The organism is Streptomyces sp. W16 (assembly GCF_033194735.1).
Taxonomy (GTDB): Bacteria; Actinomycetota; Actinomycetes; order Streptomycetales; family Streptomycetaceae; genus Streptomyces.
In genome coordinates this window covers 1-16,231 of sequence record NZ_JAWOAI010000205.1, presented here as the reverse complement: position 1 = coordinate 16,231, position 16,231 = coordinate 1, and the positions used below count along the sequence as shown (strand labels likewise).

Genomic DNA, 16,231 nt, shown 5'->3' with positions numbered 1-16,231 from the left:
GGCACGAGCGCCCGGATCACCCTCTCCAACCTCTACGGCCAGTCCCCGCTGACCGTCACCCACGCCTCGATCGCCCTCGCGGCCGGCCACGACAGCTCCGCCGCGGCCCCCGGCACCATGCGCAGGCTGACCTTCGGCGGCGCCACCTCCGTCACCGTCCCGGCCGGGCAGCAGACGCTGAGCGACGCCGTCCGCCTCCAAGTACCGCAGGGCGCCGACGTGTTGGTCACCACCTACGCCCCCGCCGAGTCCGGCCCGGTCACCTACCACCCGTACGCCCGGCAGATCTCCTTCATAGCCGACGGCGACCGCGCCGAGGACCCGGCCGCCACGCCGTACACCCAACGGACCTCGGTGTGGCGCTACTTGACCGCGCTGGACGTGCTGAGTCACGACGCGACCGGCACGGTCGTCGCGTTCGGCGACTCGATAACCGACGGCTCCACCTCGACCGAGAGCGCCAACCGCCGCTGGCCGGACGCCTTTTCGCAGCGGCTGCGCGCCGCCGTGGCGGCCGGACGACAGGATGTGCCGCGCTACAGCGTCGTCAACGCGGGCATCAGCGGCAACCAGATACTCACCGGCCATGCCGGGCGGCCCGCCGAGAACCAGAGCGGACTGACCCGCTTCGCACGTGACGTACTCGGCCGGCCGAACGTCAAGGTCGTCGTCCTCGACCTCGGCGTCAACGACACCCTGCACGACGCCGACGCCGACGCGATCCTGGCCGGCCTGCGCACGCTGGTCCGCCAGGCCCACGCCCACGGCATCAAGGTCGTCGGCGCGACCCTGACACCCTTCGGCGGCTACCCCCGGTACTCGGCGGCCCGGGACGCCGTACGGCAGCGGGTCAACGCGGAGATCAGGAGCGGCACGGTGTACGACGCCGTCGTCGACTTCGACAAGGCGCTGCGCGACCCGTACGCCCCGCGCAGGTACGCCGCCGAGTACGACTCGGGCGATCATCTCCACCCCGGCGACCGGGGCTACCGCAAGATGGCCGACACCATCGACCTGACGGACCTCAAGGGCGCGGTCCCCGCCCAGCTGTGAAGCGGCGGATCAGTCCCAGTCGCGGTGCCTGCGCTCCCGCCGCTCCCGGTGCCGCTCACGCCGCTCCTCGTGCCGTTCCCGCCGTTCCTCGTGCCGGCGGCGCATCGCCTCGCGGTGCTCCTCCATGGCCTCGCGGTGGGCGTCGTGCAGGCCGGACAGGGCGTCGTGGTGGGAGCCGTAGAGCTCCTTCGTCGGGGAGCCGCCCTCCAGTTTCTGCCGGCGCCGCTCCTCCTTGAGCCGCTGGCGCTCGGCCCGGGGGAGCTTGCGTTCCACGCCGACCCCGCCCCAGAAGGCGAAGCCCGTGACGATCACGCGCGGGGCGCCCGGGTCGCCCGGCACGCCCTCCTGGCTGTGGTCGAAGCCGCCCATGATGCCGATGCCGCGCACGACGACCTCGACGCCCGGCGGCACGATGATCTGCGCACCGCCCATGATCGCGATGCAGTTGATCTCGACCTCGCGGTCCGCGAAGTTCGCCTCGCGCAGGTCGATCTCGCCGCCGCCCCAGAAGGCGACAGCGGTGAACCGCTTCGGGACCGTCCAGCGGCCCTTGCGCTGGAACCCGGACATGATGGCCACGGCAGCGGTCGAGGACCCTTCGCCGCCGACGATCCGCCCGGCCCAACTCCCGCTCTCCACCGGCTCCTTGACCATGTTCACCGGCGGCGGGACGACCCCGGCGGCCGGCAGGTCGGCTGTGATGGGGGTCAGTTCGCCGTACGTCCGCGCCTTGTACGTCGCCTCAAGACGCTCCTCGAACTCCTCCATGTCGAGCCGGCCCTCGGCGACGGCGTCGCGCAGGACCTCGGCGACCCGCTCACGGTCGGCGTCGGATGCGCGGAGCTCCGGGACTGCGTCGTCGGTCATACAGGGCAGCCTACGAGGTCCCCCGGCGAAGAGCCATGAGCGGCTACGAGACCGCCTTCTCGGCCTGTTCCGCGTACATCTTCGCGATGACCGCCTCGATGTCCGGCTCGCGCACCGACAGGTCCACCATCGGGTACTCCGCCGCGATCCGCGCCACCAGCGGAGCCGCCGACGCCGACGCCGGGAACGTCAACCACTGCCGCGGGCCCTCCACCTTCACCACCCGCGCGTCCGGCACCTCGATCGGCGGCAACTCCCGCTCCAGGTCCACCACCAGGGTCCGCTCGCTCTCCCCCGCCTCGTGCAGCCCGGTGAGCGGACCGTCGTACATCAGACGCCCGTGGTCGATGACCATCACGCGGGAGCACAACTGCTCGATGTCCTGGAGGTCATGGGTGGTGAGCAGGACCGTGGTGCTCCGCTCGACGTTCAACTCCCGCAGGAACTCCCGGACTTTGGCCTTGGAGATGACATCCAGGCCGATGGTCGGCTCGTCGAGGTAGAGCACCTCGGGGTCGTGCAGCAGGGCCGCCGCGATGTCTCCGCGCATCCGCTGACCGAGCGAGAGCTGGCGTACGGGGACGTCCAACAGGGCGCCCAGTTCGAGGAGTTCGACACAGCGGTCGAGGTTCTCGGCGTAACGGGCGTCCGGGATCCGGTACATGCGGTGCATCAGCTTGTACGAGTCGATCAGCGGGAGGTCCCACCACAGGGTCGTACGCTGCCCGAACACCACGCCGATGCGGTGCGCGAGCCGGGTCCGCTCGCGGGACGGGTCGATGCCGGCCACCCGCAGCCGGCCCCCGGACGGGGTGAGGATGCCGGTCAGCATCTTGATGGTGGTCGACTTCCCGGCGCCGTTCGGACCGATGTAGCCGACCATCTCGCCCCGCGCCACACCGAAGGAGATGGAGTCGACGGCCCGCACCTGCCGCCGCTCCCGCTTCATGAACCCGGTCTTCTTGCGCACGTCGAAGACCTTCTCGACGCGGTCCAGCTCGATGAACGCCTGCTCTGTCACCCTCAACTCCCGGTGCTTCGGTACGACTTGAGCCCCGCCCGCCAGGCCAGCCCGGCCAGCGCGCAGAAGCCGAGCGCCACCAGCGGCGAGGCGAACTCCGCGCCCGGCGGCAGATCCAGCGGGTACGGCCGCCCCAACACATAGGAGGCGGGCACCCAGTTCACGAAGGCGAGCGGCAGCATGAAGGTCACGCCCCGTACGAAGTCCTTGCCGAACACGGCCGGCGGATACTGCAACAGTGTGGTGCCGCCGTACGTGAACGCGTTCTGCACCTCGGCCGCGTCCTGCGCCAGGATCTGGAAGGCCGCGCCCGCCACGAACAGCGCCCCGAAGATCGCCGCCCCGCAGATCAGCATCACCGGCACCAACAGCAGCTTCCCGACAGTCCAGTTGACGTCGATGTGGAATAGCGCCCACCCGAGCACCAGGCCGCCCTGCGTGATCCGGCCCAGGCGGCGCAGCGCGAACCGGTCCGCTCCGATCTGGGCCAGCACCGGCGCCGGGCGCACGAGCAGGGTGTCGAAGGAGCCGTCGCGGATGCGGGCACCCAGCACGTCCATCGAGCCGAGCACCAGGTCGGAGATCCCGAACGCGGTCGCCGACAGGCCGTACAGGAAGGCGACTTCGGGCAGCGACCAGCCGCCCAGCGAGTCGACCTGCGAGAACATCAGCAGGATCGTGACGAAGTCCAGGCCGGTCACCAGCAGGTTGCCGACGACCGTGATGACGAAGGACGCGCGGTAGGTCATGCTCGACCGGATCCACATCCCGGCGATCATCCCGTAGGCACGCAACCCCTCGCGCCAGCGCGGCAGTTCCCCCGTCCGGTACTCGCTCCGGCGGGTCGTCTCAACCACCCTGCACCACCACCCTCCGCGTAGCCGCCGACTGCATCAGCCGCCCCGCCGTGAGCAGCACCACCGCCCAGGCCGCCTGGAAGGCGTACGCCTGCAGCGGGTCGGTCTTCCCCATCAGCACATCCGCCGGCATCTGGATCTGCGCCGCCCACGGCAGCGCCCGCACGACGTCGCCGAGCACGCCCGGGAAGGCGTTCAGCGGGAGCACCATGCCCGAGCAGAAGATCCCCAGGATCATCACGGCCTGGTTGATGCCCGTGCCGTCCATCAGCCAGAACACGCTCAGGGCAGCCAGATAGCGGATGGCGAAACTGACGAGGATCGCGAGCAGCAGCGCCACCAGGAGAGCCGCCCAGGACGTGACGTCCGTGGGCAGCGCCATCGGGAAGAACAGCGAGCCGAACACGAACGGGATCACGCCCCGCCCCAGCAGCTGGAACATGGACCGCCCGAAGTCGCTTGCCAGCGACCACAGTTGGAGATCGGCCGGCCGGTACAGGTCGACGGCGATGTCACCCGTACGGATGCGCTCCATCAGGTCCTTCTCGAACCCGCCGCCCTGGATCGCCAGCGTCGCGTACAGGCACTGCCCCAGCCACACATAGGTCACCGCCTGCGCCTGGTCGTACCCCCCGAGATGCGGTCGCTCGTCCCACAGCGCCAGATACGTGTAGACGAGGACGACTCCGAACACGGTGTTGGTGAACACCCCCGCGAGCGTCGCCGCCCGGTACGTCGCGTACCGCCTGAAACCCCCCGCCGCGACGGCCGCGTACAACCGCCCAGCGCCCACAGAAATCAACCTCCTCCCCGTCTTGACACCGAAGCGCAGGAGCCTAGTCCGCAGGTGGTGACGCACGCCACGCATTTTCCGGGCAAGTGCGTGCCGATCGGCGGGAACGGAACGCATGGTGCGAGAGTCTTCGTCTGGGGGCGCAGAAGCGCACAAGGCCGTACAGGAACGTACGCGAGGGCGTAGGGGACCGTACGACGCGAAACAGGAGTCCGTGCACGACATGAGCGACCAGCCGCAGCCGCAGCAGCCGAACCAGGGCTGGGCACCGAGAGAGCCGGAAGCGGCTGCCGCACCCGAGGCGCCCGGAGCGCCCGGAGCAGCCGGGGGCGAGAAGCCCAAGAAGGCCAAGCGGCCCAAGCGCACCGGCTGGCGCCGGATCATCCCGACTTGGCGGATGACGCTCGCCGGGGTCGTCACGCTCGTGGCCCTGCTGATCGGCGCGTTCTACCTCGGCTACTCGCTGGTCAAGATCCCGCCCGCCAACGCGCTCGCCACCAAGCAGTCCAACGTGTACCTCTACGCGGACGGCACCCAACTCGCCCGCGACGGCGAGGTCAACCGCGAGAACGTCGGACTGGACCAGGTCTCCGCCAACGCCCAGCACGCCGTACTGGCCGCCGAGGACCGGGACTTCTTCTCCGAGTCCGCCGTCGACCCGAAGGCGATGGTCCGCGCCGCCTGGAACACCGCCACCGGCAAGGGCACCCAGTCCGGCTCCACGATCACCCAGCAGTACGTCAAGAACTACTACCTGGGCCAGGAACAGACCGTCACCCGAAAGGTGAAGGAGTTCTTCATCTCGATCAAGCTGGACCGCACGGAGTCCAAGTCGCAGATCCTGGAGGGCTACCTCAACACCAGCTACTTCGGCCGCAACGCCTACGGCATCCAGGCCGCCGCCCAGGCCTACTACGGCAAGGACGCCGTCGACCTCGACGCCGGCCGCGGCGCCTACCTCGCCGCGCTGCTGAACGCGCCGAGCGAGTACGACGTCGTGGCGCATCCGGAGAACAAGGCCGCGGCGGTGGCCCGTTGGAACTACGTCCTCGACGGCATGGTCAAGAAGGGCTGGCTCACCGAGTCCGCGCGCACCGGCATGAAGTTCCCGATGCCGAAGGAGGCCACGGCGTCAACGAGCATGTCCGGGCAGCGGGGTTACATCGTCACCGCGATCAAGGACTACCTCGCCACCAACAAGATCATCGACGCGGACACCCTCGAAGCCGGCGGCTACCGCATCACCACCACCCTGCAGAAGAGCAAGCAGGACGCCTTCGTGAAGGCCGTCAACGACCAACTCATGTCCAAGCTTGACAAGAAGAGCCGCAAGGTCGACAACTACGTGCGCGCGGGCGGCGCTTCGGTCGACCCCAAGACCGGCAACATCGTCGCGATGTACGGCGGCATCGACTACGTCAAGCAGTACACGAACGGCGCCACCCGCGGCGACTTCCAAGTCGGCTCCACCTTCAAGCCGTTCGTCCTCGCCTCCGCGATCCAGAACGGCTCGCAGACCCAGGACGGCCAGACCATCACCCCCAACACCTACTACGACGGCACCGACAAACGCCCCGTGGAAGGCTGGAGCGGCGGCTCCTACGCCCCCGAGAACGAGGACGGCGTCTCCTACGGCGACATCACCGTCCGTACGGCCACCGACAAGTCCGTCAACTCGGTGTACGCGCAGATGGCCGTGGACGTAGGGCCCGACAAGATCAAGCAGACGGCCATCGACCTCGGCATCCCCGCCGACACCCCCGACCTGACCGCCACCCCGTCCATCGCGCTCGGCCCCTCCACCGCGAGCGTCCTCGACATGGCGGAGGCCTACGCCACCCTCGCCAACCACGGTCAGCGGCACACGTACACGATGATCTCGAAGATCACCAAGGACGGCACGGACCAGGTCAAGCTGCCCGCTCGGAAGACCACCCGCGCGGTGAGCCGCGAGTCCGCCGACACCACGACCAACGTCCTGGAGAGCGTCGTCGACAACGGCACGGCGACCGCCGCGCAGGGCGCCGACCGCCCGGCGGCCGGCAAGACCGGCACGGCCGAGAAGGACACGGCGGCCTGGTTCGCGGGCTACACCCCCGACCTCGCCACCGTCGTCTCCGTCATGGGCCAGAACCCGAACACCGCCGCCCACGAACCGCTCTACGGCGCGATGGGCCTCGCCCGCGTCAACGGCGGCGGGGCGCCAGCCGAGATCTGGGCCCAGTTCACCAAGTCCGCCCTCAAGGGCACCGAGGCGAACGACTTCGACCTCCAGCTCCAGGACGGCGCCGAGACGGTCGCACCCCCGAGCATCCAGCCCTCGCAGCCGTCGACGACGAACGGCCAGGACAACGGCGGCACGACCACCACCGGCGGCCAGGGCGACCAGGGCCAGACCCAGGGCGGCACCACCGACGGAGGAACGACCGACGGCGGCACCACCGGAGGTACGACCACCACCGACGGCGGCACCACGACGACCGGCGGCACCACAGGCACCACGACGGACGGCAGCACGACCACCACCGGCGGCACGACAGGCACCACCACGGACGGCACGACGACGACCGGCGGCACGACGGGCACCACGACCGACGGCACCACCGACGGCACGACGACAGCCGGAACGACCGCGGGCCCGCAGAGCACGGCACGGAAAAAGGAGTGACCGAAGGCCGCTGAACGAGCGCTGCACGGCAAAGGGGCTGGTGACGACGGTCACCAGCCCCTTCGAGGCTTCTTGAGGCTTCGTACTACAGGTACAGGCCGGTCGAGTCCTCGGACCCCTCGAACCGATCGGCGGCGACGGCATGCAGATCACGCTCACGCATGAGGACGTAGGCGATCCCGCGCACCTCGACCTCGGCGCGGTCCTCCGGGTCGTAGAGAACCCGGTCGCCGGGCTCGACGGTCCGTACGTTCTGACCCACCGCGACGACATCGGCCCAGGCCAGCCGCCGCCCGACCGCGGCCGTCGCCGGAATCAGGATCCCGCCGCCCGAACGCCGCTCGCCCTCGCTCTTGTCCTGCCGCACGAGCACACGGTCGTGCAGCATCCGGATGGGCAGCTTGTCGTGCTGGGTGCTCTGCTCGTCTCTCTTGGCGCTCACGCCCACGAACCTACCTGCCTGGGACCCGTCCGTACGCCGCCGGGTGCCCCGCGAAATCAGCCCTTACGACCCTTGCCGCGCCGGGACCCGAGGACGAACAGCCCCACGACACCGACGGCGACGAGGGCAACGGGAACGATCCTCTCCACCCTCGGCGCACCCTCGTCGTCCACGAACTGCCCCTTGACGTCACTCACGACCCGGTTGACGCCGACGTACGCCCTGCCGAGGGTGTGATCGATGCTGGACGCGACCTTGGCCTTCGCGTCGCCCACGATGGTCTTCGGGTGCACCCGCACCCCGATCTCGTCGAGCGTGTCGGCCAGGACGTCGCGGCGACGCTTGATGTCCGCCTCGATCTGCGCCGGGGTTCTGGTGTCCGGCGTGTTCGACGTGTCCGTCACCGTACGGCCTCCGAAGTCTGCTGGTACTTGTGCCGGACAGTCTGTCAGCTCTGGCGCGGAGTGCACTGTCAGCACCCCCGGTTACGCTAGCGCGATGAGTGAACGACTCCAGCCCGGGGACGTTGCCCCCGCCTTCACGCTCCCCGACGCCGACGGCAACGAGGTGTCCCTCGCCGACCACAAGGGCCGCAAGGTCATCGTCTACTTCTACCCGGCGGCCCTGACGCCCGGCTGCACCAAGCAGGCCTGCGACTTCACGGACAACCTGGAGGTGCTGGCCGGCGCCGGGTACGACGTCATCGGCATCTCCCCCGACAAGCCGGAGAAGCTCGCCAAGTTCCGCGAGAAGGAGAACCTCAAGGTCACCCTCCTCGCGGACACCGACAAGCAGGTCCTCGACGCCTACGCGGCCTTCGGCGAGAAGAAGAACTACGGCAAGACCTATATGGGCGTGATCCGCTCCACGATCATCGTGGACGAGTCCGGCAAGGTCGAGCACGCGCTGTACAACGTCCGGGCGACGGGCCACGTGGCGAAGATCATCAAGGACCTGGGGATCTAGACCTCCAGCACCTTTCCGTACCCGAACGAGATCCACACGTCAGGAGGCAGGTCGGCCCGCCCCGGCACCGGCCTGCGCTCCTCGTTCCACTCCCCCGGGGCAAGGTCCTCACCGACCCGCCGCCAGAACGCCACGGCCCCCGGATTGGCGTCCTGAAACGCGATCTCCCAGTGGCCCGGATGGCGTCGTACGACATCCTGGACAGCCCGCAGCCCAACCCCGCCGCGCCGGATTCCCCGCACCACGAAGAAGCTGTTGAGCACGTGGACGGGCCCACTGAGCCCCCGCACGAACGCGAACCCGACGGGCCGCTCCCCACTGAGGAAGAGATACGGCGCCCAGTCCTCACCCCCACCACCGAACGCCGCGTCCACCCGCTCACTGCGGAACGTGCCGTCGGGGTTGGGCAGTTGAGGCTGCGCCGCGGTGTCGAACTCGGACAGATCGTGCCGGAACATCAGCCAGAGCCGCTCGATGGTGGGGCGGTCGGCGGGGGTGGCGGGTCGTATGTCCACGGTCGTGGACGAGGTCTTGGTCATGAAAAAAGCCTCCCGGGAGGACAACAGTCCACACCTTGAAGGCTTCAGCGATCTGCAGTCTACCAATCAGCTTTACGGTTCGAGCGTGACTGTCCGACAAGCGGTTCGTTACTCCGTACGAGGTCACGAACGTGTGGTCGAGATCGGAGGGGAACCATGGGGGTCAGCGCGTATTCGCGAGAGCGGCTGGAGGAGGCGGCTCAGGGGGCGCGGACGTTGTCGGAGGCGTTGGAGCGGTTGGGGGTGGATCCGGGGAGTTCGACGCGTCGTTATGTCCTTGGGCGGATGAAGAAGCTGGGAGTGGACGTCTCGCACTTCGATCGGGAGGGCGTGAAGTGGACGAAGGAGATCCTTCAGGCGGCGGTCTCGGCGTCGACGAACATGTGCGAGGTACTGCGGTATCTCGGGCTGGAGGTCGTAGGCGGGCACCACACGCACATCAGCCGACGGATCAAGGCGTACGACATCGCTACCTCGCACTTTCAGATGCCGAACCGGCGCGGTGAAGCCCGGCGCCCCCGGACACCTGAGGGGCTACTCGCCGAGCAGCCGGCCGGGCAGGCTCGGCGCATCCCGAGCGATCGACTCAAGTGGGCGATGAAGGCCTCGGGAATGCGGGAGCAGTGTGCTCTGTGCGGTGCAGAAGCGGTATGGCGAGGCCATCCGCTCCCGTTGGAGGTCGACCACATCGACGGCAACTGGCGTGACAACCGCATCGAGAACCTGCGTTTCCTGTGCCCCAACTGCCATTCGACGACGGACAATTACCGAGGGCGTGGAAAGGGACGCGGCAAGGGTGGTGTCTCCTGAGCACCGGCGTGCAGTACACCCGCGAGCGACTCGCCGAAGCCGCCACACGCTGCTCAGACATCGACGAGGTCATCGCCTTCTTCGGTACGCAGCCCTACGGCAAGCTCCGCCGCTACCTCTTCCTGCGTTTCGACCACTTCGGAATCGACGTCTCCCACATGCCACGTCGGAGACGGTCGAACGCGGCGCAAGCTAAACCGGCCAGTAACGAGCTGCGCCGTGCGGTCGAGGAAACCACGTCCATCGCGGACACGCTTCGCGCACTGGGAATGCAGCCGTACAACAGCAGATTGCGCACCCTGTTCCGCCAGTGGGTGAAGGAGGACGGTCTCGACACCTCTCACTTCTTGGGACAGGCGCACCAGCGAGGACGACCGGGCAGCGTGCCTCTTCGGCGCGCCGAGAACATCCTCGTCCTACACGACGGTGGTCGCCGGACGAAAACTCACCTGTTGCGTCGGGCGCTCCTTGAGGTGGGTGCGCCTGAGATGTGCGCCGAATGCGGGATCGGTCCCGAGTGGCTCGGCAGACCCATGACGCTGGAGGTCGATCACATCAACGGGGACTGGAGCGACGATCGACGTGAGAACCTGAGGTTGCTGTGTCCTAACTGCCACGCGATCACCAGCACCTGGTGCCGAGGCGGTCGGCGAAGGTCCCCTTAGCTGCGGGCCATACGACCGGTAGCATGTCGGGCACGCGGCCGTGGCGAAATCAGGCAGCACGCGAGGGTTTTAGGTGCCCTTGGGCGAAAGCCCGTGTGGGTTCGAATCCCACCGGCCGCACGCTAGGAGGGGCTGTCTGCAAGGACAGCCCCTCCGCCGTCTCAGCCCAACAACTCCCGCACCACCGGCACCAACCCCCGAAACGCCTTCCCCCGATGAGAGATCGCGTTCTTCTCCTCAGCCGTGAGTTCCGCGCAGGTGCGCGTGTCCCCCTCCGGCTGGAGGATCGGGTCGTAGCCGAAGCCGTTCGTGCCCACCGGGGAGTGGCGCAGCGACCCCCGCAGCTGCCCCTCGACCACCCGTTCCGTGCCGTCCGGCAACGCGAGTGCCGCCGCGCAGGCGAAGTGGGCGCCCCTGTGTTCGTCCGCGATGTCCGAGAGCTGGGCCAGGAGGAGGTTCAGGTTGGCCTTGTCGTCGCCGTGGGTGCCTGACCAGCGGGCGGAGAAGATGCCCGGTGCGCCGTTCAGGACGTCGACGCAGAGGCCGGAGTCGTCGGCGACCGCGGGGAGACCCGTTGCCCGGGCCAGGGCGTGGGCCTTCAGCAACGCGTTCTCGGCGAAGGTGACGCCTGTTTCCTTGACGTCGGGGATGTCGGGGTAGGACTCGGCGCCGACCAGGTCGTGGGGCAGTCCCGCGGCGGCGAGGATCGACCTCAGTTCGGTGATTTTCCCGGCGTTGCGGGTGGCGAGGATCAGGCGTGTCATGGCGTCCAGTATCCCAACCCCCGCCGCGCGCCTACGAGACACCTACGACGTGCAGACCTTCGTCAGTTCGCCCGCCGCGTCGGTGACGGGGCTGATGTCGGGGGTGTTGTCGCCGTTCTTGACCGCCGTACGGACGTTGTCGACGGCCTTTTCGAGGCTGTCCACGGCCTTGTTCACGTCCGCGTTGTCGGTCTTGTCGCCGATCTTGTCGAGGTCCTTCTCGATGGAGTTGAGGGACTGGTCGGTCTGGGTGGGGTCGTTGGCCGCGTTCTCCACCGCCTGTTGGAGGCCGGTGACGCTGTCGGCGATGGTGTCGGCGGTCTGGACGCAGTCGATGGCCTTGTCGACGGCGTCGCAGCCGGTGGCGAGTCCGGCGGTCAGGCCGATCACCGCGACGGTGACGGCTGTGGCGATACGGCGACTTCGGCTGCGTCGGCTTGCGGCGGCCATGGTTCGGTTTCCTCCCCGTGGGGGTGGGCTTCTGCGGCCACTCCCCGTTTCCGTTCCGTATGCGTAGGGACGCGGGTGCGGGCTGCCGGGTTGACCCCGCAGCCCGCTCCTCTTTGTACGTCCTTTACTGACCCGTCCAGCCTCTTACTTCTCCAGCGCGGCCTCAAGTGCTTTGCGCTGCAGGGCGGTTAGTCCGTCGCAGCCGGCGACCGCGAGGTCGAGAAGGGCGTTGAGCTCGTCGCGGGCGAAGGGTTCGGCCTCGGCGGTGCCCTGGACCTCCACGAAGCGGCCGTCGCCGGTGCAGACGACGTTCATGTCGGTCTCGGCGCGGACGTCCTCCTCGTAGCAGAGGTCCAGCAGCGGGACTCCGCCCACGATGCCGACCGAGACGGCCGAGACCGTTCCGGTGAGCGGCTGGCGGCCGGCCTTGATCAGTTTCTTGCCCTGGGCCCAGGTCACGGCGTCCGCGAGCGCGACGTACGCGCCGGTGATGGCCGCCGTACGGGTGCCGCCGTCGGCCTGGAGGACGTCGCAGTCGAGGACGATGGTGTTCTCGCCGAGGGCCTTGTAGTCGATGACGGCGCGCAGCGAGCGGCCGATGAGGCGGCTGATCTCGTGGGTGCGTCCGCCGATCTTGCCGCGGACCGATTCGCGGTCGCCGCGGGTGTTGGTGGCGCGGGGCAGCATGGAGTACTCCGCGGTGACCCAGCCCTCGCCGCTGCCCTTGCGCCAGCGGGGGACGCCTTCGGTGACGGAGGCGGTGCAGAAGACCTTGGTGTCGCCGAAGGAGACGAGGACGGAGCCCTCGGCGTGCTTGCTCCAGCCGCGTTCGATGGTGACGGGGCGGAGCTGTTCGGGGGTTCGGCCGTCGATGCGAGACATGGCGAAGAGCCTAGTGGTAGACGCGGAAGGGGCTCCTCCCGCATCGGGAAGAGCCCCTCGGAAGTGCGCTTGCGGGACTTACATCAGGTCTTCGATGTCCGCCGCGATCGGGTCCGCGTCGGTGCCGATGACGACCTGGATGGCGGTGCCCATCTTGACGACGCCGTGGGCGCCGGCCGCCTTCAGGGCGGCTTCGTCGACCAGGCTCGGGTCCTTCACCTCGGTGCGGAGGCGGGTGATGCAGCCCTCGACCTCTTCGATGTTGTCGATGCCGCCCAGCCCGGCAACGATCTTCTCAGCCTTGGTGGCCATGTTGTTCTCTCCCTGATCCGAACCGCTTTGTCGCAGTAACCCACAGTTGGCCCAGCTTCGCGAGCGGTCATGTCGTGCGTGCCGAATGATGGTGAACGATCACGTCGCCAACTGGTCTACACCACATTACCGAGGGGCGTCCATGAGTGCCGACAGTGCCGCCGCCGGTCCCGGTCGCGTCTCCTGGAACAAGGTGTTCCAGGGGCTGCAGAAGATGGGCCGCAGTCTCCAACTCCCCATCGCCGTACTGCCGGCCGCCGGCATCCTCAACCGGCTCGGGCAGCCGGACGTGTTCGGGGACGACGGGCTGGGGTGGACCAATGTCTCGAAGGTGATGGCGGGCGCGGGCGGCGCGCTGCTGGACGGGCAGCTCGGGTTGCCGCTGCTGTTCTGTGTGGGTGTCTCGATCGGGATGGCGAAGAAGTCGGACGGGTCGACGGCGCTGGCCGGGCTGGTCGGCTTCCTCGTCTACTACAACGTGTTGCGCCAGTTCCCCAAGGACTGCACGGGCGGTACGAACGTGGTGCCCGGTATCGGGTGCCAGGCCGCCGATCACTCGGTCTCGGCGTTCACTTATCAGAATCCCGGGGTGTTCGGCGGGATCGTGCTGGGGCTGCTGACCGCGTTCTTCTGGGCGCGCTACCACCGTACGAAGCTGGTGGACTGGCTCGGCTTCTTCAACGGGCGGCGGCTGGTGCCGATCATCATGTCGTTCGTGGCGATCGCGGTGGCGGCGGTGGCGTTGTGGGTGTGGCCGCCGATCGGCACCGGTCTTGAGCACTTCAGCGACTGGTTGAGCGCCCGGGGTGCCGTGGGTGCGGGGGTGTTCGGTCTGGCCAACCGGGCGTTGCTGGTCGTAGGGCTGCATCAGTTCCTGAACGTGCCCATCTGGTTCCAGTTCGGCAGCTACACCAAGCCGGACGGGACGGTGGTGCACGGTGACATCAACATGTTCCTGGCGGGTGACCCGAACGCGGGGCAGTTCACGTCGGGCTTCTTCCCGATCATGATGTTCGCGCTGCCGGCGGCGGCGCTCGCGATCGCACACTGCGCGAAGCCGAGCCGACGCAAGGAGGTGGGCGGGCTGATGCTGTCGGTCGCGCTGACGTCCTTCGTGACCGGCATCACCGAGCCCATCGAGTACTCGTTCCTGTTCATCGCGCCCGTCCTGTACGCGGTGCACGCGGTGCTGACGGGTGTGTCGATGGCGGTGACCTGGGGGCTCGGGGTGCACGACGGTTTCAGCTTCTCGGCGGGTCTGATCGACTACGCGATCAACTGGAATCTGGCGACGAGACCGTGGGCGATCATTCCGATCGGGCTGTGCTTCGCGGCGGTGTACTACGTCGTCTTCCGTTTCGCGATCACGAAGTTCGATCTGAAGACGCCGGGGCGGGAGCCGGAGGACGAGCAGGAGGACGTCACAAAAGCCTGACGGCGTACGCGAGTTGGGCCCCTGGACCATCGGTCCGGGGGCCCTTTGCCGTGTCCGTCGTCGGGTGCGCCGTCATGTACGTCGCGTAGCGATTCGGTCGCAGGTTTTGCGGGTTCCTTTATGCGGACTTCATCTGCTACAACAGGTCTACACCACTGAGTGGTGTAGACCACCACCCGATGGAGGAAGTCTATGAGCACCGCCACCGCGCCAACGGCGGCCCCCGCGAAGAAGTGGGGATCCGGCCTGTTCCAGGGCCTGCAGAAGATCGGCCGCAGCTTGCAGCTCCCGATCGCTGTGCTTCCGGCGGCGGGCATTCTGCTCCGGTTCGGTCAGGCCGACATCCACGACAAGCTGCATCTGCCGGACAAGGTGACGGCGGTTTTCGCCACCGCCGGTGGCGCGATCTTCGACAACCTGCCGCTGCTGTTCTGTATAGGTGTCGCGATCGGCTTCGCCAAGAAGTCCGACGGCTCCACCGCGCTGGCCGCGCTCGTCGGCTTCCTCGTCTACAGCAATGTGCTCAAGGCCTTCCCGGTCACCGACGCCAAGATCCTCAAGGGCGCGGACGTGGCCGCGACCTACAACAACCCCGGTGTCCTCGGCGGCATCATCATGGGTCTGCTCTCCGCGGTGCTGTGGCAGAAGTTCCACCGCACCAAGCTGGTGGACTGGCTCGGCTTCTTCAACGGCCGTCGTCTCGTCCCGATCATCATGGCCTTCGTCGGCACGCTCATGGGCGTCTTCTTCGGCCTGGTCTGGAAGCCGATCGGCGAGGGCATCTCGAACTTCGGTGAGTGGATCACCGGTCTCGGTGCCTTCGGTGCCGCTCTGTTCGGTCTGATCAACCGCGGTCTGATCCCGGTCGGCATGCACCAGTTCGTCAACTCCGTGGCCTGGTTCCAGATCGGTGACTACAAGGACTCCACCGGTGCGATCGTCCACGGTGACCTGACCCGCTTCTTCGCCGGTGACCCGTCCGCCGGACAGTTCATGTCGGGCTTCTTCCCCATCATGATGTTCGGCCTGCCGGCCGCCGCGCTCGCCATCGCGCACTCCGCCCGCCCCGAGCGCCGCAAGGCCATCATGGGCATGATGATCTCGCTCGCGCTGACGTCCTTCGTGACCGGTGTGACCGAGCCCATCGAGTTCTCGTTCATGTTCATCGCCCCGGTGCTCTACGCGATCCACGCGGTGCTGACCGCCCTGTCCATGGCGATCACCTGGGCGCTCGGCGTCCACGCGGGCTTCACCTTCTCCGCGGGCTTCATCGACTACGCCCTCAACTGGAACCTCGCCACCAAGCCCTGGCTGATCATCCCGATCGGTCTGGTCTTCGGCGCCATCTACTACTTCGTCTTCCGCTTCGCGATCACCAAGTGGAACCTCCCCACCCCGGGCCGCGAGCCCGAGGAGGAGATCGAGGACCTCACCAAGGCGTGAGCCCGTACGACAACACGACGATGCCCGGTCCCGGAGTTCGCTCCGGGCCGGGCATCGTCGTATCGGTCAACTCGGGCCGGGTGTCGGCTAGGGCCTGCCCGGCGGATCAGGTCGCAGGAAACGATCGGCGCCCGATCAGCGCCGGTGAGCGGGGTCTGGTGCGTCCAACTGCAAGGCGGAGGAGGGAGGCGACGCGGAGCCGTCGGCGACCGACGACAACGCCGCTGGGGGTCCCCCCACGCCTTTAGGGCAGTGGGGGAGGGC

18 protein-coding genes and 1 tRNA gene are annotated in these 16,231 nt (G+C 68.1%); 8 read left to right on the top strand and 11 right to left on the bottom strand.

Annotated elements, in window-relative coordinates; translation table 11 throughout:
- On the top strand, window positions 1–1,053 hold a 1,053-nt coding region (locus tag R6V09_RS25965), incomplete at its 5' end, for an SGNH/GDSL hydrolase family protein (RefSeq protein ID WP_317883834.1).
- A 9-nt stretch (window positions 1,054–1,062) separates the two neighbouring features.
- Here R6V09_RS25965 and R6V09_RS25960 read toward each other — a convergent pair.
- The 4 genes from R6V09_RS25960 to R6V09_RS25945 form a co-directional block, all read right to left on the bottom strand.
- Entirely contained in the window at window positions 1,063–1,920 is an 858-nt protein-coding gene (locus R6V09_RS25960; RefSeq protein ID WP_317883833.1) for a DUF1707 SHOCT-like domain-containing protein, read from the bottom strand.
- Window positions 1,921–1,963: 43 nt separating this feature from the next.
- Complete coding sequence (locus R6V09_RS25955) at window positions 1,964–2,941, bottom strand: ABC transporter ATP-binding protein (protein WP_317883832.1); 978 nt, start codon at window positions 2,939–2,941, stop codon at window positions 1,964–1,966.
- Between the two features lie 2 nt (window positions 2,942–2,943).
- Window positions 2,944–3,720 (bottom strand): ABC transporter permease, encoded by a 777-nt coding sequence (locus tag R6V09_RS25950; protein WP_317883836.1) that lies wholly within the window; start codon window positions 3,718–3,720, stop codon window positions 2,944–2,946.
- 70 nt (window positions 3,721–3,790) lie between these two features.
- Window positions 3,791–4,591, bottom strand: a complete 801-nt coding sequence (locus R6V09_RS25945; protein WP_317883831.1) for an ABC transporter permease — start codon at window positions 4,589–4,591, stop codon at window positions 3,791–3,793.
- A 223-nt stretch (window positions 4,592–4,814) separates the two neighbouring features.
- On the opposite strand from R6V09_RS25945, the gene R6V09_RS25940 reads away from it, so the two are divergent.
- Window positions 4,815–7,259 carry a transglycosylase domain-containing protein gene (locus tag R6V09_RS25940; protein ID WP_317883830.1) on the top strand — a complete coding sequence of 815 codons (2,445 nt, stop codon included), beginning with the start codon at window positions 4,815–4,817 and terminating at the stop codon, window positions 7,257–7,259.
- A gap of 85 nt (window positions 7,260–7,344) precedes the next feature.
- Here R6V09_RS25940 and R6V09_RS25935 read toward each other — a convergent pair whose 3' ends face one another.
- Together R6V09_RS25935 and R6V09_RS25930 are read right to left on the bottom strand one after the other, a co-directional pair.
- Window positions 7,345–7,701 carry a GroES family chaperonin gene (locus tag R6V09_RS25935; RefSeq protein WP_026178110.1) on the bottom strand — a complete coding sequence of 119 codons (357 nt, stop codon included), beginning with the start codon at window positions 7,699–7,701 and terminating at the stop codon, window positions 7,345–7,347.
- 56 nt (window positions 7,702–7,757) lie between these two features.
- The gene (locus tag R6V09_RS25930) at window positions 7,758–8,105 is read right to left on the bottom strand and encodes a DUF3618 domain-containing protein (protein ID WP_317883829.1); all 348 of its coding nucleotides are present in this window, start codon (window positions 8,103–8,105) and stop codon (window positions 7,758–7,760) included.
- A gap of 94 nt (window positions 8,106–8,199) precedes the next feature.
- On the opposite strand from R6V09_RS25930, the gene bcp reads away from it, so the two are divergent.
- Window positions 8,200–8,667 (top strand): thioredoxin-dependent thiol peroxidase, encoded by a 468-nt coding sequence (gene bcp, locus R6V09_RS25925; protein ID WP_317883828.1) that lies wholly within the window; start codon window positions 8,200–8,202, stop codon window positions 8,665–8,667.
- Here the strand turns inward: bcp and R6V09_RS25920 are convergent.
- The gene (locus tag R6V09_RS25920; protein ID WP_317883827.1) at window positions 8,664–9,206 is read right to left on the bottom strand and encodes a GNAT family N-acetyltransferase; all 543 of its coding nucleotides are present in this window, start codon (window positions 9,204–9,206) and stop codon (window positions 8,664–8,666) included. The genes bcp and R6V09_RS25920 overlap by 4 nt on opposite strands.
- A 156-nt stretch (window positions 9,207–9,362) precedes the next feature.
- Here R6V09_RS25920 and R6V09_RS25915 point away from each other — a divergent pair, with 156 nt between their 5' ends.
- The 3 genes from R6V09_RS25915 (at window position 9,363) to R6V09_RS25905 (ending at window position 10,801) form a co-directional block, all read left to right on the top strand.
- Window positions 9,363–10,016 (top strand): HNH endonuclease signature motif containing protein, encoded by a 654-nt coding sequence (locus R6V09_RS25915; RefSeq protein WP_317883826.1) that lies wholly within the window; start codon window positions 9,363–9,365, stop codon window positions 10,014–10,016.
- An 8-nt stretch (window positions 10,017–10,024) separates the two neighbouring features.
- Window positions 10,025–10,681 (top strand): HNH endonuclease signature motif containing protein, encoded by a 657-nt coding sequence (locus R6V09_RS25910; RefSeq protein WP_317883825.1) that lies wholly within the window; start codon window positions 10,025–10,027, stop codon window positions 10,679–10,681.
- Between the two features lie 34 nt (window positions 10,682–10,715).
- Window positions 10,716–10,801: transfer RNA gene (locus R6V09_RS25905), tRNA-Leu, on the top strand.
- Window positions 10,802–10,842: 41 nt separating this feature from the next.
- Here the strand turns inward: R6V09_RS25905 and rdgB are convergent.
- The 4 genes from rdgB to R6V09_RS25885 form a co-directional block, all read right to left on the bottom strand.
- Window positions 10,843–11,445 carry an RdgB/HAM1 family non-canonical purine NTP pyrophosphatase gene (rdgB, locus tag R6V09_RS25900; protein WP_317883824.1) on the bottom strand — a complete coding sequence of 201 codons (603 nt, stop codon included), beginning with the start codon at window positions 11,443–11,445 and terminating at the stop codon, window positions 10,843–10,845.
- Window positions 11,446–11,487: 42 nt separating this feature from the next.
- Window positions 11,488–11,895 (bottom strand): hypothetical protein, encoded by a 408-nt coding sequence (locus tag R6V09_RS25895; protein WP_317883823.1) that lies wholly within the window; start codon window positions 11,893–11,895, stop codon window positions 11,488–11,490.
- A 144-nt stretch (window positions 11,896–12,039) separates the two neighbouring features.
- Entirely contained in the window at window positions 12,040–12,777 is a 738-nt protein-coding gene (gene rph, locus R6V09_RS25890) for a ribonuclease PH (protein ID WP_317883822.1), read from the bottom strand.
- A gap of 78 nt (window positions 12,778–12,855) precedes the next feature.
- Window positions 12,856–13,125: a PTS glucose/sucrose transporter subunit IIB gene (locus tag R6V09_RS25885; RefSeq protein WP_317883835.1), complete on the bottom strand. Its 270-nt coding sequence runs from the start codon at window positions 13,123–13,125 to the stop codon at window positions 12,856–12,858.
- Between the two features lie 106 nt (window positions 13,126–13,231).
- Between R6V09_RS25885 and R6V09_RS25880 the strand changes: the two genes are divergently transcribed.
- Window positions 13,232–14,524, top strand: a complete 1,293-nt coding sequence (locus R6V09_RS25880) for a PTS transporter subunit EIIC (RefSeq protein WP_317883821.1) — start codon at window positions 13,232–13,234, stop codon at window positions 14,522–14,524.
- Between the two features lie 192 nt (window positions 14,525–14,716).
- Window positions 14,717–15,967 (top strand): PTS transporter subunit EIIC, encoded by a 1,251-nt coding sequence (locus tag R6V09_RS25875; RefSeq protein WP_317883820.1) that lies wholly within the window; start codon window positions 14,717–14,719, stop codon window positions 15,965–15,967.
- The last annotated feature ends 264 nt before the right edge of the window (window positions 15,968–16,231 follow it).